The following is a 21,879-nucleotide window of genomic DNA, read 5'->3' as shown; positions in this document are numbered from 1 at the left end:
GCGGTCAGCGTCCGGGCGCCGTCATGCGCGGCCAGCGGCTCACCAGCGCCGCGGCGGTGAGCAGCACGGCCAGCGACAGGCCGGCCTGGACCCAGGTCCACCAGCCCACCGGCGTGTGCCCGGCCCACGGGCAGGTGATGGTCTCGACGGCCATGAGGACGCCGGCGGCGATGCCGGCGACCGGGGCGTGCCGGCTGCTGCGCCACAGCAGGGTCACCGCCAGCACGATGGTGCCCAGCGCCGACAGGTCGATGACCGCCTGCCACGCCGGGTAGGCCAGGTCGCCCGCGGGCAACGGCTCGACCGCCGGGCACAGCACCCAGGCCACGGCGAAGGCGATGGCGAGCCACCGGCCGGGTCGCCCGGAGGGGACCGGACCACCAGTGCCCGCAGGCGCGGGAGCGGGCGCAACCGGGGCCGGGACCTGCTGCCGGGACTGCGGCCGGGGCGCTACCGGGGAGACCGGCGCGGGGGTCGCGGAGGAAGCGTCGAGCGTCACGCGCGGAACCGTAGAGGTCGACGAGCCGCTGCGCCTGCATCCGGCTCGCCGGGCGCGCGACGGACCGTCGACGCGCGGCGGCCGGGGGAGCAGGGTGGGGAGCCCGACCCCGGAGCGCCGCCATGCACCTGCATCGCATCATCCCGAACCTGACGGTCGCCGACCCGACCACCGGGCACGAGTTCTACGAGGAGTTCCTCGGCCTGGAGAAGCAGTTCGACATGGGCTGGGTCGCCAGCTTCCGGTCCCCGGCGAACCCGAGCATCCAGGTGACCCTCGTGAGCAGGGACGAGACGGCGCCCGAGCAGTCGTCGATGAGCGTGGCGGTCGCCGACGTCGACGCCGCGTACGCCGAGGCGCAGCGCCGCGGCTACGAGATCGTGCACCCGCTCACCCAGGAGCCGTGGGGGGTCCGCCGCTTCTTCGTCCGCGATCCGCACGGCGTCGTCGTCAACGTCCTCGGGCACGCGGACTAGGAGGCGACCGGCCGTGCGGTTCCGGTACTCCCTGACGACGCGGGCCACACCCGAGCAGGTGTTCACCGCCTTCACCGACTTCTCGGAGCGCCGCCTGGAGGTCTGGCGGAGGACCCTGGACCCGGCGAAGTACGAGCTGCGCGAGAGCGGCCCCGGCTGGGCGGTCGCCCGCGAGGGCAGCGCGGGCACCCGCATCTGGGTGCTGCTCCGCTACGAGTGGCAGCCGCCGGGCACCGTCCGCTGGACGCTGCTGGACAGCGACCACTGCGACGCCGGCCGTGGCGAGATCCGGATCGCCCCCGGTCCGGACGGGGGCAGCCGGCTCGACGCCGAGATCGACCACCACCACCCGCGGGGCGCGCGGGGGCGGGCGATCCTGCTGGCCCAGCGGCTGATCGGCCCGGTCGCCTTCCCTCGGCTGTGGCGCTCGGCCCTCGACGCGCTGGCCGGGCCGCCGGGCTGATCACGGCTCAGCAGATGCGCACCCGTGCCACCCCGGTGCGGCCCGACGCCCACAGCAGCAGCTCCAGCGGCTCGCCCTCCACGGTGCGCCCGCCCGCGCCGATGCGGGCCTCGGTGCCGGGCCGGTCGGTGCGGCGCAGCACGGCACCGCGGCGGCCGGCGGCGCGGCGGGCGTACAGCCTGGCCGGCACCCAGAGCTGGTCCTGCACCCCGGCCGGCAGCTCGCGGGGCGTCCACCCGGGCTGGGCCCGCCGCACGTCCTCGTGGTGGATCGCGAACTCCGGCGCGTTCAGCCGTTCGAGCCCCGGCCAGGCCAGCGGCGACCAGGCCGGTGGGCCGGAGCGCACCGCCGTCACCAGCTCGGCGTAGGAGCGCTGCAGCCGGGCGCTGTCCTCCACGCGGTGCGACCAGGCACCCAGCCGCCCCAGCCCCGGCACCTGCTCGAGGGCGTAGCCCGGCATCGCGTCCGGCCGCCGGTCGCGGACGGCGAGGTGCGCGGCCAGGTGCGCCGTCGTCCACCCCGCGCAGCAGGTCGGGGCGTCCGGGCCGAGCTCGTCGAGCAGGTCGGCCAGCGCGCGGCGCTCCTGGTCGGCGAGCGGAGCGGACGCGTCGGGAGCGGAGGTCATCGCCCGACGCTATCGGCATCCGGCGCGCGGAATAAACCGAATACCGTTCGGTTGACGGGTGAGATCCACGTAACATCCGAAGGCCGAACCGAACCACCCCGAGGAGACCCGTGCCGCGCCGCCGTCGAGATGCCGTCGTGCGGCGAGGGGTCCGGCACGTCGGGCGCGCCATCGCGCTGCAGCCGAAGATCTTCGCCGCCGCCCTGCTGGGCAGCGCCCTGTTCGCCGTCATGACGGTGGTCAGCGCCTACGTGATCGGCGAGGTCACCGACCGCGTCGTGCTGCCCTCGTTCGACGACGGCGAGGCCTCGGTCGCGGCCCTGGCGGTGGCGGTGCTGGCCATCATCGGCGTGGCCCTGCTGCGCATCGTCGGGATCGTCGGCCGCCGCCTGCTCTCCGGGATCATGCAGTACCGGCTGCAGGCGCAGATGCGCCGCGAGGTGACCGGGCAGTACCTCCGGCTGCCGCTCTCCTGGCACCAGCAGCACCCCACGGGTCAGCTGCTGTCCAACGCCAACTCCGACGTCGAGGCGGCCTGGTTCTTCGTCGCGCCGCTCGCCTTCGGGCTCGGCGCCGTCGTGATCATCTTCATCACCGGCGGCGCGATGGTCGCGACCGACCCGCTGCTGGCGCTCATCGGGCTGGTCGTCTTCCCCCTCGTCTTCGTCATCAACGCGCTGTACTCGCAGATCATGAGCCCGCGCCAGCAGCGGGCCCAGCAGCTGCGCGCCGAGGTCAGCGAGATCGCCCACGAGAGCTTCGACGCCGCGCTGGTCGTCAAGACCCTCGGCCGCGAGGAGTCGGAGACCGAGCGGTTCGACGCCCGCGCCGGGGAACTCCGCGACGGGCTCATCGCCGTCGGCCGGATCCGCGGGCTGTTCGACCCGCTGATCGAGTCGCTGCCCAACATCGGGACGCTCGCCGTGCTGCTCGTGGGCGCCCACCGGGTGGCCGACGGCGCGATCGACGTCGGCGACCTGGTCTCCATCGCCTACCTGTTCACCCTGCTGGCACTGCCGATCCGCGCCATCGGCTGGGTGCTCGCCGAGCTGCCGCGCGCCCTGGCCGGCTACGACCGGATCACGCCGGTCCTCGAGGCCACCGGCGAGACGCCCTACGGGCCGGACGACGCGGTGACCGGGGGCGGCGGTGCCGCGCTGGGGCTGCAGGGCGTCGGCTACACCTTCGCCGGCGTCGAGCGTCCGGCCGTCCGCGACGTCACCTTCGACGTCCCCGCCGGCCGCACCGTCGCGGTGGTGGGGCCGACCGGCTCGGGCAAGTCCACGCTCGCCGGTCTGCTGGTCCGGCTCGTCGACCCCGTCGACGGGACCGTGCTCATGGACGGCCTGGACCTCCGCCGGCTGCGCGAGGGGCAGGTCAGCGACTCCGCTGCCTTCGTCGCCCAGCAGGCGTTCCTCTTCGACGACACGGTGCGCGGCAACATCACCCTCGGGGGCCCGTTCTCCGACGAGGAGGTGTGGGCGGCGCTGCGGGTGGCCGCCGCCGACGACTTCGTGAGCGCGCTGCCCCAGGGCCTGGACACCCACGTCGGCGAGCGCGGCGCCTCGCTGTCCGGCGGTCAGCGGCAGCGGCTGGCGCTCGCCCGCGCGATCGTGCGCCGGCCGCGGCTGCTCGTGCTCGACGACGCCACCAGCGCCGTCGACCCCGCCGTCGAGGCGCGGATCCTCGACGCGCTGCGGTCCAGCGACTCCCCGGCCACCGTGGTGGTCGTGGCCTACCGCCAGGCGACCATCGCGCTGGCCGACGAGGTGGTCTGGTTCGAGCGCGGCCGCGCGGTCGCGCGCGGCAGCCACGCGTACCTGCTCGGCGAGGTGCCCGGCTACGCCGACCTCGTGCGCGCCTACTCCCAGGCCGAGGGGGTCTCGGCATGACCGTCACGCTGCCCGACGAGGACCGCAAGGAAGGCGCGCTCAAGACGCTGCGCCGGGGCCTGCGGATGATGCCCGAGTTCCGGCGCGGGCTGCCGCTCACGATCCTGCTCGCGGTGCTCGCCACCGCCGGCCGGGTCGTGGTCCCCATCGCCGTCCAGCAGGTGCTCGACCGCGGCATCGGCGCCGACGGCGGGCCGGACCTGGACTTCGTCACCTGGGTGGTGCTCGCCTGCGCGGTCGTCGTGGTGCTCACCGCCGTGGCGGTCTACCGGATGAACCTGCGGCTGTTCCGCACCACCGAGACCGCGCTGGCCGGGCTGCGCGTGCGCGCCTTCCGCCACGTGCACGACCTGTCCGCGGTGCACCAGCAGGGCGACAAGCGCGGCGGGCTCGTGTCACGGGTGACCAGCGACGTCGACCAGCTGTCGCAGTTCATGCAGTGGGGCGGTGTGCTCGGCCTGATCAGCTTCGGCCAGCTGCTCGTCGCCACCGTGGTGATGTTCTTCTACTCGTGGCAGCTGACGCTGGTCGTGCTGGCCTGCTTCGTGCCGCTGGGCATCGCCGTCCGCTGGTTCGCCGCGAAGCTGGCCGTCGTCTACGGCGTGGTCCGCGAGCGGATCGGCGACCTGCTGGCCGCCGTCTCCGAGTCCGTGGTCGGGGCCTCGACCGTGCGCGCCTACGGCGTGCGCGAGCGCACGGCGGAGCGCATCGACGGCGCGATCGACCGGCACTACCGCGCGGCGGTGGACGCGCAGCGCGTGGCCGTGGGCGTCTTCGTCAGCGGTGAGTTCGCCGCGGCGCTGGCCAACGCGGCGCTGGTCGTCGCCGGCGTCTACCTGGGCCTGGCCGGTGACATCACCGCCGGCACCCTCGTCGCCTTCCTGTTCCTCGTCACCCTGTTCGTCGCGCCGGTGCAGACCGCCAGCGAGGTGATCAACGAGGCGCAGAACGCCGTCGCCGGGTTCCGCCGCGTGCTCGACATCATCGACACCGAGCCCGACGTCCAGGACCCCGCCATCACCGACCCCGACGGCACCCACCACCTGCCCGCCGGCGTGCTCGGGGTGCGCTTCGAGCACGTGACCTTCCGCTACGCGCCCGGCGCCCGGAAGGCCCTCGACGACATCGACCTCACCATCGCGCCGCGCCGCCGGGTGGCGATCGTCGGCGAGACCGGCTCGGGCAAGACGACCTTCGCCAAGCTGGTCACCCGGCTCATGGACCCGGTCGAGGGGCGGGTGCTCCTGGGCTCCGACGACGCCGGCTGGGTCGCCCTGCCCGACGTCGCGTTCGAGTCGCTGCGCGCGCGGGTGGTGATGGTGCCGCAGGACGGCTTCCTGTTCGACGCCACCGTCGCGGACAACGTGCGCTACGGCCGGCCGGGCATTCCCGACGACGCCGTCGCCGCCGCCTTCGACGACCTCGGTCTCACCGACTGGGTCACCGGCCTGCCCGCGGGCGTGGCCAGCCCGGTCGGGCAGCGCGGCGAGTCGCTGTCGGCGGGGGAGCGGCAGCTCGTCGCCGTCGCCCGCGCCTACGTCGCCGACCCCGACCTGCTCGTGCTCGACGAGGCGACCAGCGCGGTCGACCCGGCGACCGAGCAGCGGCTCACCCGGGCGCTGGACACCCTCACCGCCGGGCGGACGACGCTCACGATCGCGCACCGGCTCTCCACCGCCGAGCGCGCCGACGAGGTGCTGGTCGTCGACTCCGGGCACGTGGTGCAGCGCGGCAGCCACGCCGAGCTGGTCGGGGTCGAGGGCACCTACGCGCGGCTGCACGCCTCGTGGCGCCGCGCGTCGGCCGGCGAACCGGAGCCCGTCGGCCGACCGCGGCCCTAGGCTGCGCGCCGTGACCCACCCCGCCCCGGCCGTGCCCGCACCGCGCATGCCGCCGTTCCCCGCCATGGTGGCCGCGCCGCTGGCGGTGCTCAGCGCCTTCGCGCCCGGCTTCTTCTTCCTGGTCGCGCTCGGCTTCTCCGGCGGCGAGCTCTCCGGCCCGGAGTGGGTGCTGCTCGCGGTTCCGCTCGCGCTCAGCCTCGGCCTGCTCGTCGGCGCCGTGCTGCTGGTGCGCGGCCGGTCGTGGCTGGTGCTGGCCACCGCCGGCGGGGTGCTCGCCGGGCTCGTCCTGGGTGGCACCGCGTTCGGCGGCTGGGCCGAGGACGCGCTCGGTTTCGGCCTGGCGGTGGGGCTGCTGCCGGCCGCCGCGGCGCTGCTCGCCGCGCATCCCGCGGTGCGCACCTGGGTCGCCGCGCGGCGCGGCGTCCGCTAGCCGCCCGGGCGGCTCAGCCCACGTGCCAGTGCCGCCGGACCAGCTCCTCCCGCGCCGAGCCGTCCTCGGCCAGCGCCTCGGCCGGCGTCGCCTCGTCGATCTCGCGGAGCCCGGCGATGACGGCGTCGAGCAGCGCCGCCGGGAAGACGCCCTCGGCCTCGAACAGCGCCCGCTCGGCGTCGAGCGCGTCGGCCGACTCGGCGCACGAGGTCGGCAACTGCTCGACGTCGTCGCTGTCGCCGGTGCTGAGCCGCTCGGCCAGCTCGAGGCTGCCGTCGTCGATGAGGCCGCGCCGGACAGCGACCGCCATGCCGGCCAGCAGCAGGTGGACGTCGGCAGAGCCGTCGCCGAGCCGGAACTCGACGGTCTGGGGGTGGACGTCCGGCTCGGGAACGGGCGCGCTGCCCGCCGGGTTGGCGTGCGCCACCATGCCGGGCAGCACGTCCCCGTTCCAGGCCAGCGGGACGCGGACCAGGCCGGTCCGGTCCTTCTCCGCCCAGGTGATGGCTCCGGGCGACTCGTCGCCGTCGGCGAACCGCAGGTAGGAGGTCGGGACCGTGTTGCCGAACGCGGTCAGGGCTCTGGCCGCGGAGAGGTACCCGGCGACCAGCCGCCGTCCGGTGTCGTTCAGCCCGTCCCGGCGCACGATGGTGCTGGCGCCGTTGCGCACCAGCCGGCTGTGCACGTGCAGGCCGTTCCCGGCTCCGCCGCTGCTCACCGACGGCGCGAAGGTCGCCTCCAGCCCGTGCGCGGCGGCCACCTCGCGCACCACCCACTTCGCCAGGACGAGGTGGTCGGCGGCCTGCTCGACGGGCACCGGCTGGAACTCGATCTCGTGCTGGACCAGCTGCCGGTCCTCCTCGAGGATGCCGCCGACCTCGCCGTGGGCGTACTTGAGCGGCACCCCCATGGCGGTCAGGTGGCCCAGCACCTGTTCCCGGACCCGTTCGCCCTTCGCGAAGGGACCCGACTCCTGGTACCCCCGCTCCTCCTCGACCGGGTAGATGCGGGAGGGGGAGTCGACGAGGTAGTACTCCAGCTCGCCGAAGGCCTCGAGCGTCATGCCCGTCTCCGCCTGCAGTGCCTCGGCCGCCTTCCGCACGATCTGCTCGCGGGCGTGCCGCAGCGGCGTGCCGTCCTCGTCGTAGAACGAGCAGAGCAGGTCCAGCGAGGGCCGCTCGCCGAACGGGTTGACGAAGGCGGTGCGGTACCGCGGCACCACGTAGACGTCGCTGGCGTCGGCGTCGGTACCGGCGAACACGCTCGAGCCGTCCACCCGCTCGCCGCGCACCAGTACCTCGGTGAGGTGCGCGCGCGAGGTGATGCCGAAGGCCAGCGTCTTCAGCCGGCCGTCACCGCCGACGTAGCGCAGGTTCACCTGGCGGAGCTCCAGCTGCTCGGCCGCCCGCACCAGGTCGGCCGCGGTGAACTCCACCGCCGGCATGCCGAGCAGGCGGACGAGCGGGTGCGGTTCGAACGCGTCGATGGCCATGCCCGCTCCCACGAGCGCGGAGGCGCAGGAGTTCCTCCGGGGCCGTCACGGGCCCACCGCCCTCCGGCCCGCTAGCGTCGGGTCGTGCAGAACACCACCGAGGCAGACGTCGTCGTCGTGGGCGCGGGGCTCGCGGGGCTGGTGGCCACCGCCGAGCTGGCCGACGCCGGCAAGCGGGTGGTCCTGGTCGACCAGGAGCCCGAGGCGAGCCTCGGCGGCCAGGCGCACTGGTCCTTCGGGGGCCTGTTCCTCGTCGACTCGCCCGAGCAGCGCCGGCTGCGGGTGCACGACTCCCTGGAGCTCGCCCGCCAGGACTGGTTCGGCACCGCCGCCTTCGACCGGACCGAGGACCACTGGCCGCGGCAGTGGGCCGAGGCCTACCTCCAGTTCGCCGCCGGTGAGAAGCGCGCCTGGCTCAAGGAGCAGGGCGTCGGCTTCTTCCCCGTCGTCGGCTGGGCCGAGCGGGGCGGCTACACCGCCACCGGGCACGGCAACTCCGTGCCGCGCTTCCACATCGTGTGGGGCACCGGCCCCGGCGTCGTCGCGCCGTTCCTGCGCCGCGTCCGGGCCGCCGTCGAGGCGGGCACCGTCGAGCTGCGGTTCCGGCACCGCGTGTCCGAGCTGGTCGTCAGCGGCGGCGCGGCGACCGGCGTGCGGTGCGCGGTCCTCGAGCCCAGCGGCGTGGCCCGGGGCGAGGCCAGCTCGCGCACCGAGGTCGGCGCGTTCGAGATCGCGGCGCAGGCCGTCGTCGTCACCTCCGGCGGCATCGGCGGCAACCACGAGCTGGTGCGGCGCAACTGGCCGGCCCGGCTGGGCCCGGCGCCGCAGCGGATGCTCTCCGGCGTCCCCGCGCACGTCGACGGGCACATGCTCCAGGCGACCGCGGCCGCCGGCGCCAGCGTGGTCAACGAGGACCGCATGTGGCACTACACCGAGGGCATCGCCAACCACTCGCCGGTCTGGGCGCAGCACGGCATCCGCATCCTGCCCGGGCCCTCGTCGCTGTGGTTCGACGCGCTCGGCCGGCGGCTGCCGGTGCCGCTGTTCCCCGGCTTCGACACCCTCGGGACGCTGGCCCACATCGGCACCACCGGGTACGAGCACACCTGGTTCGTCACGACGAAGAAGATCGTCGAGAAGGAGTTCGCGCTCTCGGGCTCCGAGCAGAACCCGGACCTCACCGGCAAGGACGTCCGGTTGCTGGTCAACCGCGCGCGGGCGGGCGTCTCCGCGCCGGTGCAGGCCTTCCTCGACAGGGGCGAGGACTTCGTCGTCGCTCCGACGCTGCCCGAGCTCGTCGAGGGGATGAACCGGATCACCGGGGGGACGCCGGCCATCGACCTGGCCGAGCTCGAGCGGGAGATCGTCGCCCGCGACCGGGAGATCGCGCACCCGTTCACCAAGGACCTGCAGGTCACCGCGATCCGCGGCGCGCGGAACTACCTCGGCGACAAGCTGATCCGGGTGGCCCAGCCGCACCGCATCCTCGACCCGGAGGCCGGGCCGCTGATCGCCGTCCGGCTGAACATCATCACCCGCAAGTCGCTCGGCGGGCTGGAGACCGATCTGTCCGCCCGGGTGCTGCGCCCCGGCGGCGTGGTCTTCGACGGCCTGTACGCCGCGGGCGAGGTGGCGGGCTTCGGCGGCGGCGGCATGCACGGCTACCGGTCGCTGGAGGGCACCTTCCTCGGCGGCTGCCTGTTCTCCGGCCGGACGGCGGGCCGGGCCGTCGCGGCGGCGCTGTGAGCGACCCGCGCCACCCGGACCCCTGGTCGGACCCCGACCGGCCCGCACCGCCGCCGTACGCCGGACCGCCGCGGACCGCGCCGCCGCAGCAGCCGTGGGGCCAGCCCCCGCCCGGCCAGCAGCCGTGGGGTCAGCAGCAGCCCTGGGGACAGCCCCCGTACGGCCCGCCGCAGTGGGGGCAGCCGCAGTACGCCCAGCCGCCGTGGGGACAGCCGCCGTACGGGCAGCCGTGGGGCCCGCCGCGGCCGGTCGAGCGCACGCCCGGCCAGGTCATCGGCGCGGCCGTGCTCGCCTTCGTGCAGGGCCTCGTCGTGCTCATCGCCTCGCTCTACGTCTGGTTCTTCGCCTCGATCGCCGATATCGCCTCCAGCGGCCGGCCGGGCGTCTACACCTCGGCGACCGCGCGGCAGCTGGCGACGGAGGGCACGGTGCTCGCCGTCCTCCAGCTGGCGTCGGTGGTGCTGCTCGTGATCGGCGGCATCGTCGCGCTCAACCGGCGCACCCGTGCCGCGTACCGGCTGCTCGCCGGCGCGCACGTCGTCCAGGTGGTCCTCGCGTTGTACTGGGGCGGCCGCATGCTCGACCTGCTCGGCGGCCTGGGCGGGTCCGACGGCGAGGGCTCGCTGGCCGCGTTCGCGCTGTTCTTCGCGGTGGCGCCCGCGGTCTCGCTCGGGCTGCTGCTCAGCGCCACGTCGCGGCGCTGGTTCACCGCCCCACCGGCCTGAGCGGGTCGCACGGCAGACTGGCGGCATGCCCGATGTCGTCCCTCCCGTGCTCGACCCCGAGGTCGCGGCGCTGCTGCGCCACGACCCCACCGGCCTGGTGACCGCCGTCGTCCAGCAGCACGACACCCGCGAGGTGCTCATGGTCGCCTGGATGGACGACGAGGCCCTGCGCCGCACGCTCACCACCGGCCGGGCCACGTACTGGTCGCGCAGCCGGCAGGAGTACTGGGTCAAGGGCGAGACCTCCGGCCACCGGCAGTGGGTGCACGAGGTGCGGGTGGACTGCGACGGCGACGCGCTGCTGGTGCTCGTCGACCAGGAGGGCGCGGCCTGCCACACCGGCGAGCGCAGCTGCTTCTACCGCGAGCTGCCCGCGGTCCCCGGCGTCCGTCCCGCGGCGGCCGGCGCATGAGGTTCGGCGTCGACACCCCCGCGCGCGAGGACTTCACCGCCGACCGGCCGATGGTGCCGGTGGTCCGCCGGCTGCTGGCCGACAGCGAGACCGCGGTCGGCATCTACCGCAAGCTCGCCGGCAACCGCCCGGGCACGGTGCTGCTGGAGTCGGCCGAGCAGGGCCGGCGCTGGGCGCGGTACAGCTTCGTGGGCGCCCGCAGCGCGGGCGTGCTCACCGAGCGCGGTGGCGTCACGCAGTGGCTGGGGGAGGAGATCCCCGGGCTGACCGACGACCTGCCGGGCGATCCGCTCGACGCCGTCCGCACGCTGGCCCGCCGGCTGCGCTCGCCGCGCACCCCGGACCTGCCGCCGCTCACCGGCGGGCTGGTCGGCTACCTGGGCTACGACGTCGTCCGGCGGCTGGAACGGCTGCCGGAGACCAGCACCGACGACATCGGCATGCCCGAGCTGGCGATGATGCTGGTGACCGACTTCGCGGTGCTCGACCACGCGGACGGGACGGTGCTGCTGATCGCCAACGTGCTCCGCGGGTCGGAAGGCGGCTACGACGACGCGGTCGCCCGGCTGGACGCGATGGCCGCCGACCTGGCCCGCGCCGTCCCGCCGGGGGTCGCCGTCCTGGGGGAGGCAGCCGTCCCGGAGGTGACCAGCAGCATGGCGCCCGGCGTGTACGAGGCCGGTGTCGAGCGGGTGCGCGAGCACATCCGCGCGGGCGACGCCTTCCAGGTGGTGCTCGCCCAGCGGTTCGAGACGCCGACCACCGCCGACGCGCTCGACCTCTACCGGGTGCTGCGCGCCACCAACCCCTCGCCCTACATGTACCTGCTGCGCTTCGAGGGCCGGGAGACGCCGTTCGACGTCGTCGGCTCCTCGCCGGAGGCGCTCGTGACCGTCACCGGGTCGTCGGCGGTCGTGCACCCGCCGGCGGGTACCCGCCCGCGCGGGGCCACGCCGGAGGAGGACGTCCGGCTGGCCGAGGGGCTGCTCGCCGACCCGAAGGAGCGCGCCGAGCACGTCATGCTGGTCGACCTCGCGCGCAACGACCTGGGCCGGGTGTGCGTGCCGGGGTCGGTCGAGGTGCCCGACTTCATGCGCGTCGAGCACTACAGCCACGTCATGCACCTGGTCTCCACGGTGGCCGGCGAGGTGGCACCGGAGCACGACGCGCTGGACGTCTTCGACGCCACCTTCCCGGCCGGCACCGTCTCCGGCGCCCCCAAGCCGCGGGCGATGGAGATCATCGAGAGCGTCGAGCCGACCCGGCGGGCGCTCTACGCCGGCACGGTGGGCTACGTCGACGCCAGCGGGGACATGGACATGGCGATCGCGATCCGCACCGCCGTCCTGCACGACGGGACGGCCTACGTCCAGGCCGGCGCGGGGATCGTCGCCGACAGCGACGCCGCCCTGGAGGAGGCCGAGACCCGGCACAAGGCGCGCGCGGTGCTCTCGGCGATCGCCCGCGCCGAGGGGCTGCGGGAGCTGTGACCGCGCGCCGGGAGCTGACCAGCGCCGTCCTCGGGGCGGTGGCGTCGGGCGCGCTGGCCCTGGTCGCCGGCGGGCAGGCGTGGGCGGAGGTCACCGCCGACCGGCGGGCCCCGCTGCCCCCGGTCTCGGCCGACCTCTCCGGCGCCGACGCCGCACCGCTGGTGCCCGCCGCCGGGCTCGTGCTGCTGGCCGCGGCGGTCGCGCTGCTGGCGGTGCGCGGCGCCGGTCGCGTCGCCGTCGGCCTGCTCGCGGCGGCGGCCGGGGGCGCGCTGCTCTGGTCGGGCGGGCGCGCCCTGGCCGGCGGGCTGGACGACGCCGGCGCCGACCTGCCCGGCCTCTCCGGCGCCACGGTCGGCGACGTCACCGCCGACGTCGCGGCGTCGGGGCCGCTGCTCGTGGTGCTCGCCGGGCTGGTCGCCGTCGCCACCGGCGCGCTCGTCGTGCTGCGCGGCCGGTCCTGGCCGGGCATGGGCCGCCGGTACGAGCGCACCGACGGGGCGCCGGCGGCCGGCAGCACCGCACCGGCCCGGCCGCGCACCGACGAGGACCGGGCGGTCGACGCCTGGAAGGCGCTGGACCGGGGCGAGGACCCCACCGACCGGCGCGACGTATAGCCCAACCGGCGGGCACCACGCCGACCGCCCCCCTGGCCGGGCGGGATCGGCGGCGGCTCTAGAGTCGTGCTACCGATCCGGCTGGTGAGGGGACGACGTGCGACAGGCAGTGGAGACGGGCAGCGGGCGCACCCCCGCGCCGGCAGGAGCGACCGCGTGAACGTCCTCGACGAGATCGTCGCCGGTGTCCGCGAGGACGTCGCCGCCCGCGAGGCGCTCATCCCGCTCGCCGAGGTCAAGGCGGCCGCGCGCGACGCCCGTCCCGCCCTCGACGCCCTGGCCGCGCTGCGCGCCCCCGGCGTCGGCGTCATCGCCGAGGTCAAGCGCCGCAGCCCCTCCAAGGGCGAGCTGGCCGACATCCCCGACCCCGCCGAGCTGGCCCGCCAGTACGCCGACGGCGGCGCCCGGGTCATCTCCGTGCTCACCGAGCGGCGCCGCTTCGGCGGCTCGCAGGCCGACCTCGACGCCGTCCGCGCGGTCGTTGACGTGCCGATCCTGTGCAAGGACTTCGTCGTCAGCAGCTACCAGGTGCACGAGGCCCGGGCGCACGGTGCCGACGTGGTGCTGCTGATCGTCGCCGCGCTCGAGCAGAACGTGCTCACCGGGCTGCTGGAGCGGGTCGAGTCGCTCGGCATGACCGCCCTGGTCGAGGTGCACACCGAGGCCGAGGCCGACCGCGCCCTGGCCGCCGGTGCCGCCGTCATCGGCGTCAACGCCCGCGACCTCACCACGCTGCAGGTGGACCGCTCGACGTTCGAGAAGATCGCCCCGGGCCTGCCGTCGGAGGTGGTCAAGGTCGCCGAGTCCGGCGTCCGCGGCCCGCACGACCTGATCAGCTACGCCGCGGCCGGCGCCGATGCCGTGCTCGTCGGCGAGGGGCTGGTCACCGCCGGCGACGCCCGCCAGGCGGTGGCCGACCTGGTCACCGCGGGGGCGCACCCCGCGACCCCGCGCACCACCCGCTGACCCCCTCCACCTGCTGCGGCGCGCCGCGCGCGACACTGGGGGCATGACGACGACCAGCCCTCCGCAGCCCGGAGATCTCTCTCTTCCGGCGCGCCCGGGCTGGCCGGACGCCACCGGGCACTTCGGCATCTTCGGCGGCCGGTTCGTGCCCGAGGCGCTCATCGCCGCGCTCGACGAGCTGACCGAGGCCTACGAGGCCATGCGTGTCGACCCGGCGTTCCTCGAGGAGTTCGCCCGGCTGCAGCGGGACTACACCGGCCGGCCGAGCCCGGTCACCGAGGTGCCGAAGTTCGCCGCGCACGCCGGCGGCGCCCGGATCCTGCTCAAGCGCGAGGACCTCAACCACACCGGCTCGCACAAGATCAACAACGTGCTGGGCCAGGCGCTGCTCACCAAGCGGATCGGCAAGACCCGCGTGATCGCCGAGACCGGCGCCGGCCAGCACGGCGTGGCGACGGCGACCGCGGCCGCGCTCATGGGGCTGTCCTGCACCGTCTACATGGGCGAGGCGGACACCCGGCGCCAGGCGCTCAACGTGGCCCGCATGCGCCTGCTCGGCGCCGAGGTCATCCCGGTGACCACCGGCTCGCGCACCCTCAAGGACGCGATCAACGAGGCGTTCCGCGACTGGGTGACCAACGTGGAGACGACGAACTACGTCTTCGGCACCGTGGCCGGCCCGCACCCGTTCCCGGCGATGGTGCGGGACTTCCAGCGGGTCATCGGCGACGAGGCGCGCGCCCAGGTGCTCGAGCGCGAGGGCCGGCTGCCCGACGCCGTCCTGGCCTGCGTGGGCGGCGGCTCCAACGCGATCGGCATCTTCACCGCCTTCGTCGGCGACGAGGGCGTGCGGCTGGTGGGCCTGGAGGCCGGCGGCGACGGCGTCGGCACCGGCCGGCACGCGGCGACCATCACCGGCGGCACCCCCGGCGTGCTGCACGGGGCGCGCTCGTTCCTGCTGCAGGACGAGAACGGGCAGACCATCGAGTCGCACTCGATCAGCGCCGGCCTGGACTACCCGGGCGTCGGCCCCGAGCACAGCTACCTGCACCAGATCGGCCGCGCCGAGTACCGGCCGGTCACCGACGCCGAGGCCATGGAGGCCTTCGCCCTGCTCTGCCGGACCGAGGGGATCATCCCGGCCATCGAGTCGGCGCACGCGCTGGCGGGCGCGCTCGTGCTCGGCCGGGAGCTCGGGGCGTCGGGGGCCGGTGGGCGGGGAGGCGAGCCTCCTCTGCTGCTGGTGAACCTCTCGGGTCGCGGCGACAAGGACGTCGAGACGGCGTCCGCGTGGTTCGGGCTGGGCGAGGACGCCGCGCCGACCGACGAGGACGACCGGGCCGTGGAAGAGGGGCGCGGGGCCGACCCGGGCCCGGGCCTGGACACCCACCAGCAGCCGACCGAGGGTGCGGTCAGCAACGACCAGGCCGTCGCCGGCCAGGACGCGGGGGAGACGGCGTGACCAGCCGGCTGGCGCAGCGGATCGAGGCGGCGAAGGCCGAGGGGCGGGCGGCGCTGATCGCCTACCTGCCCGTCGGCTACCCGGACGTCGAGGGCTCGATCGAGGCGATGGTGGCCGCCGTGGAGGCCGGCGCCGACGTCATCGAGATCGGCGTCCCCTACAGCGACCCCGGCATGGACGGCCCGGTCATTCCAGGAGGCCGTCGAGGTCGCGGTGCGCGCGGGCGTCGGCCTGCGGGACGTGTTCCGCGCGGTCGAGGCCGTCGCCGCCGCCGGCGCCGTCCCGGTGGTGATGACCTACTGGAACCCGGTCGAGCGCTACGGCGTCGAGCGGTTCGCCGACGACCTGGCCGCGGCCGGGGGAGCGGGGCTCATCACCCCGGACCTCATCCCCGACGAGGCCGGCGAGTGGATCGCCGCGGCCGAGCGGGCCGACCTCGACCGCGTCTTCCTCGTCGCCCCCTCGTCCACCGACGCGCGGCTGCGGTCGACGACGGCGGCCAGCCGGGGCTTCGTCTACGTCGCCTCGACGATGGGCGTCACCGGCGCCCGCGACACCGTGAGCGACGCCGCCCGCATCCTGGTCGCCCGCACCCGCGAGGCCCGGCCGGGCATCCCGCTGTGCGTGGGCCTGGGCGTCTCCAACGGCGCCCAGGCCGCCGAGCTCGCCGCCTTCGCCGACGGCGTCATCGTCGGCTCGGCCTACGTGCGGGAGCTGCTCGAGGGCCGCGGTGCCGACGGCGTCCGCGCGCTCACCGCCGACCTGGCCGCGGGCGTCCGCCGCGCGGGGGTGCCGGCATGACGGTGCTGGCGTCGATCCCGAGCCCCTCGCAGGGCGTCTGGGAGCTCGGGCCCTTCCCGCTGCGCGCCTACGCGCTGTGCATCATCGCCGGCATCGTGGCCGCGGCCTGGCTGACCGAGAAGCGCTGGATCGCCCGCGGCGGCGCCCCTGGCGACGTGCTGGACATCGCCACGTGGGCGGTGCCCTTCGGCATCGTCGGCGGCCGGCTCTACCACGTGATCACCAGCCCGCGGCCCTACTTCGGCGAGGGCGGTGACCCGCTCAAGGCCTTCGCCATCTGGGAGGGCGGCCTGGGCATCTGGGGCGCGATCGCGCTCGGCGGGGTGGGGGCGTGGATCGCCTGCCGCCGCCGTGGCATCCCGCTGCCGGCCTTCGGCGACGCCCTCGCGCCCGGCCTGCTCGTCGCCCAGGCGATCGGCCGGCTCGGCAACTGGTTCAACCAGGAGCTCTTCGGCGGCCCGACCGACCTGCCGTGGGGCCTGGAGATCGATCCCGTGCACCGGCCGGCGGAGTACCTCGACGTCGCCACCTTCCACCCGACGTTCCTCTACGAGTTGCTGTGGAACCTCGCCGCCGCGGCGCTGGTGATCTGGGCCGACCGCCGCTTCCGGCTCGCCCACGGCCAGGCGTTCGCGCTCTACGTGCTCAGCTACTGCACCGGCCGGCTGTGGATCGAGCTGCTGCGCACCGATCCGGCGGAGACCTTCTTCGGCGTGCGGCTCAACGTCTTCACCGCCGTCGTCGTCGGCCTGCTGGCCCTGGCCTACCTGGTGTCGCAGCGCGGCCGCCCCCGCGAGGTCATCACCCGCGGCGCCGAGTTCGCCGCGGCCGGGGGCCCGGCCGCCCCGTCACCGTCGCCGGACCGGGACGGGGACCCCGCCCGTGAGGATGATCACGAGCACCCCGGAACCGCGCGGCCGCCCGCCGACGGGTGAGGAGCGCCAACGACCAGCGGGAAGCTGCCGTGCTGCCGCGAACGTGATTTACGCAGCTGTTCGCCGTGTTACGGCTGTGTACGCTTCGGTCGGGCCCGCCGGCGATCCCGGACGGGCCCGAGTGTCGGACCGGGCCAGCGTCGCCCCGCGGACGACGGCCCGTCGGTGACGACCCGAGGGGCTCCCGCCTGCACACCCGGGTCGACCTCCCCTCCCGGGCTGCGCCGGCCTCCGCAGTGCTGTCCGCCAAGACCTTGACCACCGGCACGGGCTCCAGCCCCGCCCGCTCTCCTCGGGAGGAGACGGGCGCCGCCGACGACGGGAGTGACATGCCCGACCTCACCGCCCCCGCCGCTCCGAAGTCAGCCGTTCCGTTCTCCGCGGTTCCCGCTGCCTCCGGCCTCTACGACCCGGCCAACGACAAGGACGCCTGCGGTGTCGCCTTCGTGGCCGACGCCCGCGGACGCCGGTCGCGCGACATCGTCGCCAAGGGCCTCACCGCCCTGCACAACCTCGACCACCGCGGCGCCGCCGGCGCCGAGCCCAACTCGGGCGACGGCGCGGGCATCCTCACCCAGGTGCCCGACGCCCTGCTGCGCGCCAGCGTCGGGTTCGACCTGCCGCCGGCCGGCGAGTACGCGGTCGGCATCGCGTTCATGCCCGCCGACGACGCCGAGCGCGCCGCCCGCGTGGAGGACGTCGCCCGCCTCGCCGCCGAGGAGGGCCTGACCGTCCTGGGCTGGCGCGACGTGCCGATCGACCCCGAGGGTGCCGACCTCGGCCCCACGGCGCGCGCGGTCATGCCGCACTTCGCCCAGCTGTTCGTCGCCGAGACGATGGGCGCCCGCGCCGACGAGGCGGCCTTCGGCGGCAACGTCGAGTGCAACGGCGTCACCCGCCTGGAGCGGCGCTCCTTCGTGCTGCGCAAGCGTGCCGAGCGCGCCGCCGTCGACGCCGGCAGCTCGCTGTACATCGCCTCGCTGTCGTCCCGGACGATCACCTACAAGGGCATGCTGACCACCGACCAGCTGCCGCTGTTCTTCCCCGACCTGCGCGACGAGCGCTACGAGTCGGCGATCGCGCTGGTGCACAGCCGCTTCTCGACCAACACCTTCCCGAGCTGGCCGCTGGCCCACCCGTTCCGCTTCATCGCGCACAACGGCGAGATCAACACGATCAAGGGCAACCGCAACCGCATGCGGGCCCGCGAGGCGAAGCTGGCCACGGAGATGTTCGACGGTCCCGCCGGGCCGGCCTCCGAGCTCGGCCTGGACCGGATCTTCCCGGTCACCGCCAGCGACTTCAGCGACTCGGCGACCTTCGACGAGGTGCTGGAGCTGCTGCACCTGTCGGGCCGCTCGCTGCCGCACGCGGTGCTGATGATGATCCCGGAGGCGTGGGAGAACCACGACGAGATGGACCCGGCCCGCCGGGCCTTCTACCGGTTCCACTCCTCGATCATGGAGCCCTGGGACGGGCCCGCCGCGGTCTGCTTCACCGACGGCACGCTCATCGGCGCCGTCCTGGACCGCAACGGGCTGCGCCCGGGCCGCTGGTGGCACACCAAGGACGACCTGGTCGTGCTGGCCAGCGAGGTGGGCGTGCTCGACATCCCCGCCGCCGACATCGTGGCCAAGGGCCGGCTGCAGCCGGGCCGGATGTTCCTGGTCGACACCGCGTCGGGGCGCATCGTCTCCGACGAGGAGGTCAAGGGCGCCCTGGCCGCCGAGCACCCGTACGACGACTGGCTGCACGCCGGCCTCGTGCACCTGCCGACGCTGCCCGAGCGCCGCCGCTCGCGGCCCAGCCACGAGTCCGTCGTCCGCCGGCAGGCGCTGTTCGGCTACACGGAGGAGGAGCTGCGCGTCCTCGTCCAGCCGATGGCCGCCTCCGGCGCGGAGCCGATCGGCTCGATGGGCACCGACACCCCGATCGCGGCGCTGTCGGACCGCTCGCGGCTGCTCTACGACTACTTCGGGCAGCTGTTCGCCCAGGTGACCAACCCGCCGCTGGACGCCATCCGCGAGGAGCTGGTGACCAGCCTGGGCCGCACCTTCGGCCCCGAGCAGAACCTGCTCAAGGCCACCCCGGCCTCGGCCCGGCAGGTGTTCCTGCCGTTCCCGGTCATCGACAACGACGAGCTGGCCAAGATCCTGCACATCGACGACGACGGCGACCTGCCCGGGTACGCCGCCGTCCGGATCACCGGCCACTTCGACGTCAACGGCGGCGGCCCGGCCCTCGCCCAGGCCGTCGAGGAGCTGCGCACCAAGGTCTCGAAGGCGATCGCCGCCGGGGCCCGGATCATCGTGCTCTCCGACCGCGACTGCGACGAGCAGCGCGCGCCGATCCCGTCGCTGCTCATGACCGCTGCGGTCCACCACCACCTGGTGCGGGAGAAGACCCGCATGGAGGTCGGGCTGGTCGTCGAGTCCGGCGACTGCCGCGAGGTGCACCACGTCGCGCTGCTGCTCGGCTACGGCGCGGCCGCGGTCAACCCCTACCTGGCGTTCGAGTCGATCGAGGACCTCATCCGCGACGGCGCGCTCACCGGCGTCGAGCCGGCGCAGGCCGTCCGCAACATGGTCAAGGCGCTCGGCAAGGGCGTCCTCAAGGTCATGAGCAAGATGGGCATCAGCACCGTCGGCTCGTACACGATGGCGCAGATCTTCGAGGCCGTCGGCCTGTCCCAGGACCTCGTCGACGAGTACTTCACCGGGACCTCCGCGCCCCTGGGCGGCGTCGGCATCGACGTGCTCGCCGAGGAGGTGGCCATGCGCCACCGCCGCGCCTACCCGGACAACCCGACCGAGACCGCGCACCGCCGGCTCGAGGTCGGTGGCGAGTACCAGTGGCGCCGCGAGGGCGAGATCCACCTGTTCAACCCCGAGACGGTGTTCCTGCTGCAGCACGCGACCCGGTCGCGTCAGTACGACGTGTTCCAGAAGTACACCGACACCGTCGACCGGCTCAGCGCGGAGGCCTCGACGCTGCGCGGGCTCTTCGAGCTCAAGACCGGCGTCCGCCCGCCCGTGCCGCTCGAGGAGGTCGAGCCGGTCAGCGAGATCGTCAAGCGGTTCCAGACCGGTGCGATGAGCTACGGCTCCATCTCGCAGGAGTCGCACGAGACCCTCGCGATCGCCATGAACCGGCTGGGCGGCAAGTCCAACACCGGTGAGGGCGGCGAGGACCCCGACCGGTTCACCCCCGACCCGAACGGCGACCTGCGCCGCTCGGCGATCAAGCAGGTGGCCAGCGGCCGGTTCGGCGTCACCAGCGAGTACCTGGTCAACGCTGACGACATCCAGATCAAGATGGCCCAGGGGGCCAAGCCCGGCGAGGGCGGCCAGCTGCCCGGCGGCAAGGTCTACCCGTGGGTGGCGCGCACCCGGCACTCCACGCCGGGCGTGGGCCTGATCAGCCCGCCGCCGCACCACGACATCTACTCGATCGAGGACCTCAAGCAGCTCATCCACGACCTGAAGAACGCCAACGACCAGGCGCGGATCAACGTCAAGCTGGTCGCCGAGGTCGGCGTCGGCACGGTCGCGGCCGGCGTGAGCAAGGCGCACGCCGACCTGGTGCTCATCTCCGGTCACGACGGCGGGACGGGCGCGGCACCGCTGACCTCGCTCAAGCACGCCGGCTCCCCGTGGGAGCTCGGCCTGGCCGAGACCCAGCAGACCCTGCTGGCCAACGGGCTGCGCGACCGCATCGTCGTGCAGGCCGACGGCCAGATGAAGACCGGCCGCGACGTGATCATCGCGGCGCTGCTGGGGGCCGAGGAGTTCGGTTTCGCCACCGCACCGCTGGTCGTCGCCGGCTGCGTGATGATGCGGGTCTGCCACCTCGACACCTGCCCCGTGGGCGTCGCGACGCAGAACCCGGAGCTGCGCAAGCGGTTCACCGGGCGGCCGGAGTTCGTCGTCACCTTCTTCGAGTTCCTGGCCGAGCAGGTGCGCGAGTACCTCGCCGAGCTGGGTTTCCGCACGCTGGACGAGGCGGTCGGCCACGCCGAGCTGCTCGACACCCGGCAGGCGGTCGACCACTGGAAGGCCGCAGGTCTGGACCTGTCGCCGCTGCTCGTCGTCCCGGAGCTGCCCGAGGGCGCGCCGCGCCGCAAGGTGCGCGACCAGGACCACGGCCTCGACGTCGCGCTGGACCAGACGCTGATCCAGCTCTGCGAGGGCGCGCTGCTCGACGCCCGCCCGGTCACCCTCGAGCTGCCGGTGCGGAACGTGAACCGCACCGTCGGCACGATGCTGGGCTCGATGGTCACCCGGCGGTTCGGGGGAGAGGGGTTGCCCGACGGCACGATCGACCTCACCTTCGGCGGGTCGGCTGGGCAGTCGTTCGGCGCCTTCGTGCCGCGCGGCATCACCATGCGGCTCTACGGCGACGCCAACGACTACGTCGGCAAGGGCCTCTCCGGCGGCCGGATCGTCGTCCGCCCCTCGCGGGAGGCGCCGTTCGCCGCCGAGGACAACGTCATCGCCGGCAACGTGATCGGCTACGGCGCGACCGGTGGCGAGATCTTCCTGCGCGGCCGGGTGGGCGAGCGGTTCTGCGTCCGCAACTCCGGTGCGCTCGCCGTCGTCGAGGGCGTGGGGGACCACGCGCTCGAGTACATGACCGGCGGCCGCGCGGTGATCCTCGGCCCGACCGGGCGGAACATCGCGGCCGGCATGTCCGGCGGCATCGGCTACGTGCTCGACCTGGCCCGGCACCGGGTCAACGGCGAGATGGTCGACGTCGAGCCGCTGGACGGCGAGTCGGCCCAGTGGCTGCGGGACGTGCTCGTGCGCTACGCCGAGGAGACCGAGTCGCCGGTGGCCGGTGCGCTGCTGGCCGACTGGGGCCGCTGGTCGGCCCAGTTCAGCGTGATCATGCCGCGGGACTACAAGCGGGCGCTGGACGCGCAGCGCATGGCCGAGGCCAACGGGACCGATGTCGATCTCGCAGTGATGGAGGCCGCTCGTGGCTGAGACGCGCTACGCAACCGAAAGTCTC

18 protein-coding genes and 1 pseudogene are annotated in these 21,879 nt (G+C 74.7%); 16 read left to right on the top strand and 3 right to left on the bottom strand.

Features of this window, described 5'->3' with window-relative positions:
* Positions 1-4: 4 nt before the first annotated feature.
* Positions 5-499 carry a hypothetical protein gene (locus tag JKP76_RS16270; RefSeq protein ID WP_200491923.1) on the bottom strand — a complete coding sequence of 165 codons (495 nt, stop codon included), beginning with the start codon at positions 497-499 and terminating at the stop codon, positions 5-7.
* Between the two features lie 122 nt (positions 500-621).
* Here JKP76_RS16270 and JKP76_RS16265 point away from each other — a divergent pair, with 122 nt between their 5' ends.
* Positions 622-975, top strand: a complete 354-nt coding sequence (locus JKP76_RS16265; RefSeq protein ID WP_200491922.1) for a VOC family protein — start codon at positions 622-624, stop codon at positions 973-975.
* Between the two features lie 13 nt (positions 976-988).
* A complete protein-coding gene (locus tag JKP76_RS16260; RefSeq protein ID WP_200491921.1) occupies positions 989-1,438 on the top strand; it encodes an SRPBCC family protein in 450 nt (149 codons plus the stop codon).
* 7 nt (positions 1,439-1,445) lie between these two features.
* On the opposite strand, the gene JKP76_RS16255 is transcribed toward JKP76_RS16260, so the two are convergent.
* Entirely contained in the window at positions 1,446-2,063 is a 618-nt protein-coding gene (locus JKP76_RS16255) for a TIGR03085 family metal-binding protein (protein WP_200491920.1), read from the bottom strand.
* A 137-nt stretch (positions 2,064-2,200) separates the two neighbouring features.
* Between JKP76_RS16255 and JKP76_RS16250 the strand changes: the two genes are divergently transcribed.
* The 3 genes from JKP76_RS16250 to JKP76_RS16240 are packed head-to-tail and all read left to right on the top strand — an operon-like array spanning position 2,201 to position 6,226.
* Complete coding sequence (locus JKP76_RS16250) at positions 2,201-3,955, top strand: ABC transporter ATP-binding protein (protein ID WP_309233020.1); 1,755 nt, start codon at positions 2,201-2,203, stop codon at positions 3,953-3,955.
* The gene (locus JKP76_RS16245) at positions 3,952-5,796 is read left to right on the top strand and encodes an ABC transporter ATP-binding protein (protein WP_200491918.1); all 1,845 of its coding nucleotides are present in this window, start codon (positions 3,952-3,954) and stop codon (positions 5,794-5,796) included. The genes JKP76_RS16250 and JKP76_RS16245 overlap by 4 nt, the downstream gene beginning before the upstream one ends.
* A 10-nt stretch (positions 5,797-5,806) precedes the next feature.
* Positions 5,807-6,226: a hypothetical protein gene (locus JKP76_RS16240; RefSeq protein WP_200491917.1), complete on the top strand. Its 420-nt coding sequence runs from the start codon at positions 5,807-5,809 to the stop codon at positions 6,224-6,226.
* 13 nt (positions 6,227-6,239) lie between these two features.
* On the opposite strand, the gene JKP76_RS16235 is transcribed toward JKP76_RS16240, so the two are convergent.
* On the bottom strand, positions 6,240-7,718 hold the full coding sequence (locus tag JKP76_RS16235) for a glutamine synthetase beta-grasp domain-containing protein (RefSeq protein WP_200491916.1): 1,479 nt from the start codon (positions 7,716-7,718) through the stop codon (positions 6,240-6,242).
* A gap of 84 nt (positions 7,719-7,802) precedes the next feature.
* Here JKP76_RS16235 and JKP76_RS16230 point away from each other — a divergent pair, with 84 nt between their 5' ends.
* The 11 genes and pseudogenes from JKP76_RS16230 (at position 7,803) to gltB (ending at position 21,854) form a co-directional block, all read left to right on the top strand.
* Complete coding sequence (locus JKP76_RS16230) at positions 7,803-9,464, top strand: FAD-binding dehydrogenase (RefSeq protein WP_200491915.1); 1,662 nt, start codon at positions 7,803-7,805, stop codon at positions 9,462-9,464.
* Positions 9,461-10,189 carry a hypothetical protein gene (locus JKP76_RS16225; protein WP_200491914.1) on the top strand — a complete coding sequence of 243 codons (729 nt, stop codon included), beginning with the start codon at positions 9,461-9,463 and terminating at the stop codon, positions 10,187-10,189. Before JKP76_RS16230 ends, JKP76_RS16225 begins: the two co-directional genes overlap by 4 nt.
* A 25-nt stretch (positions 10,190-10,214) precedes the next feature.
* On the top strand, positions 10,215-10,601 hold the full coding sequence (gene hisI / locus JKP76_RS16220) for a phosphoribosyl-AMP cyclohydrolase (RefSeq protein ID WP_200491913.1): 387 nt from the start codon (positions 10,215-10,217) through the stop codon (positions 10,599-10,601).
* The gene (locus JKP76_RS16215; RefSeq protein ID WP_200491912.1) at positions 10,598-12,091 is read left to right on the top strand and encodes an anthranilate synthase component I; all 1,494 of its coding nucleotides are present in this window, start codon (positions 10,598-10,600) and stop codon (positions 12,089-12,091) included. The genes hisI and JKP76_RS16215 overlap by 4 nt, the downstream gene beginning before the upstream one ends.
* Positions 12,088-12,705 (top strand): Trp biosynthesis-associated membrane protein, encoded by a 618-nt coding sequence (locus JKP76_RS16210; RefSeq protein ID WP_200491911.1) that lies wholly within the window; start codon positions 12,088-12,090, stop codon positions 12,703-12,705. Before JKP76_RS16215 ends, JKP76_RS16210 begins: the two co-directional genes overlap by 4 nt.
* Before the next feature lie 156 nt (positions 12,706-12,861).
* Positions 12,862-13,671: an indole-3-glycerol phosphate synthase TrpC gene (gene trpC, locus JKP76_RS16205; RefSeq protein WP_200491910.1), complete on the top strand. Its 810-nt coding sequence runs from the start codon at positions 12,862-12,864 to the stop codon at positions 13,669-13,671.
* A 43-nt stretch (positions 13,672-13,714) separates the two neighbouring features.
* Positions 13,715-15,133, top strand: coding sequence for a tryptophan synthase subunit beta (trpB, locus tag JKP76_RS16200; protein WP_200491909.1), 1,419 nt, complete (start codon positions 13,715-13,717; stop codon positions 15,131-15,133).
* Positions 15,130-15,264, top strand: a pseudogene (locus JKP76_RS23600) (tryptophan synthase subunit alpha); the annotation flags it as partial. The gene trpB and the pseudogene JKP76_RS23600, both read left to right, overlap by 4 nt.
* A gap of 82 nt (positions 15,265-15,346) precedes the next feature.
* Positions 15,347-15,934: a tryptophan synthase subunit alpha gene (gene trpA, locus JKP76_RS16195; RefSeq protein WP_309233070.1), complete on the top strand. Its 588-nt coding sequence runs from the start codon at positions 15,347-15,349 to the stop codon at positions 15,932-15,934.
* Complete coding sequence (lgt, locus tag JKP76_RS16190; RefSeq protein WP_200491908.1) at positions 15,931-16,869, top strand: prolipoprotein diacylglyceryl transferase; 939 nt, start codon at positions 15,931-15,933, stop codon at positions 16,867-16,869. Before trpA ends, lgt begins: the two co-directional genes overlap by 4 nt.
* Positions 16,870-17,198: 329 nt before the next feature.
* A complete protein-coding gene (gene gltB, locus JKP76_RS16185) occupies positions 17,199-21,854 on the top strand; it encodes a glutamate synthase large subunit (protein ID WP_200491907.1) in 4,656 nt (1,551 codons plus the stop codon).
* Positions 21,855-21,879 lie beyond the last annotated feature (25 nt).

This window comes from Blastococcus sp. TML/C7B (assembly GCF_016612845.1).
In the GTDB taxonomy this organism is placed as follows: domain Bacteria; phylum Actinomycetota; class Actinomycetes; order Mycobacteriales; family Geodermatophilaceae; genus Blastococcus.
This window is presented reverse-complemented; position numbering and strand designations above follow the sequence as displayed.

Coding starts and splice junctions, on each gene's coding strand:
- JKP76_RS16265 (WP_200491922.1), top strand. CDS start 622: ATGCACCTGCATCGCATCATCCCGAACCTGACGGTCGCCGACCCGACC.
- JKP76_RS16255 (WP_200491920.1), bottom strand. CDS start 2,063: ATGACCTCCGCTCCCGACGCGTCCGCTCCGCTCGCCGACCAGGAGCGC.
- JKP76_RS16245 (WP_200491918.1), top strand. CDS start 3,952: ATGACCGTCACGCTGCCCGACGAGGACCGCAAGGAAGGCGCGCTCAAG.
- JKP76_RS16235 (WP_200491916.1), bottom strand. CDS start 7,718: ATGGCCATCGACGCGTTCGAACCGCACCCGCTCGTCCGCCTGCTCGGC.
- hisI (WP_200491913.1), top strand. CDS start 10,215: ATGCCCGATGTCGTCCCTCCCGTGCTCGACCCCGAGGTCGCGGCGCTG.
- JKP76_RS16215 (WP_200491912.1), top strand. CDS start 10,598: ATGAGGTTCGGCGTCGACACCCCCGCGCGCGAGGACTTCACCGCCGAC.
- trpB (WP_200491909.1), top strand. CDS start 13,715: ATGACGACGACCAGCCCTCCGCAGCCCGGAGATCTCTCTCTTCCGGCG.
- lgt (WP_200491908.1), top strand. CDS start 15,931: ATGACGGTGCTGGCGTCGATCCCGAGCCCCTCGCAGGGCGTCTGGGAG.
- gltB (WP_200491907.1), top strand. CDS start 17,199: ATGCCCGACCTCACCGCCCCCGCCGCTCCGAAGTCAGCCGTTCCGTTC.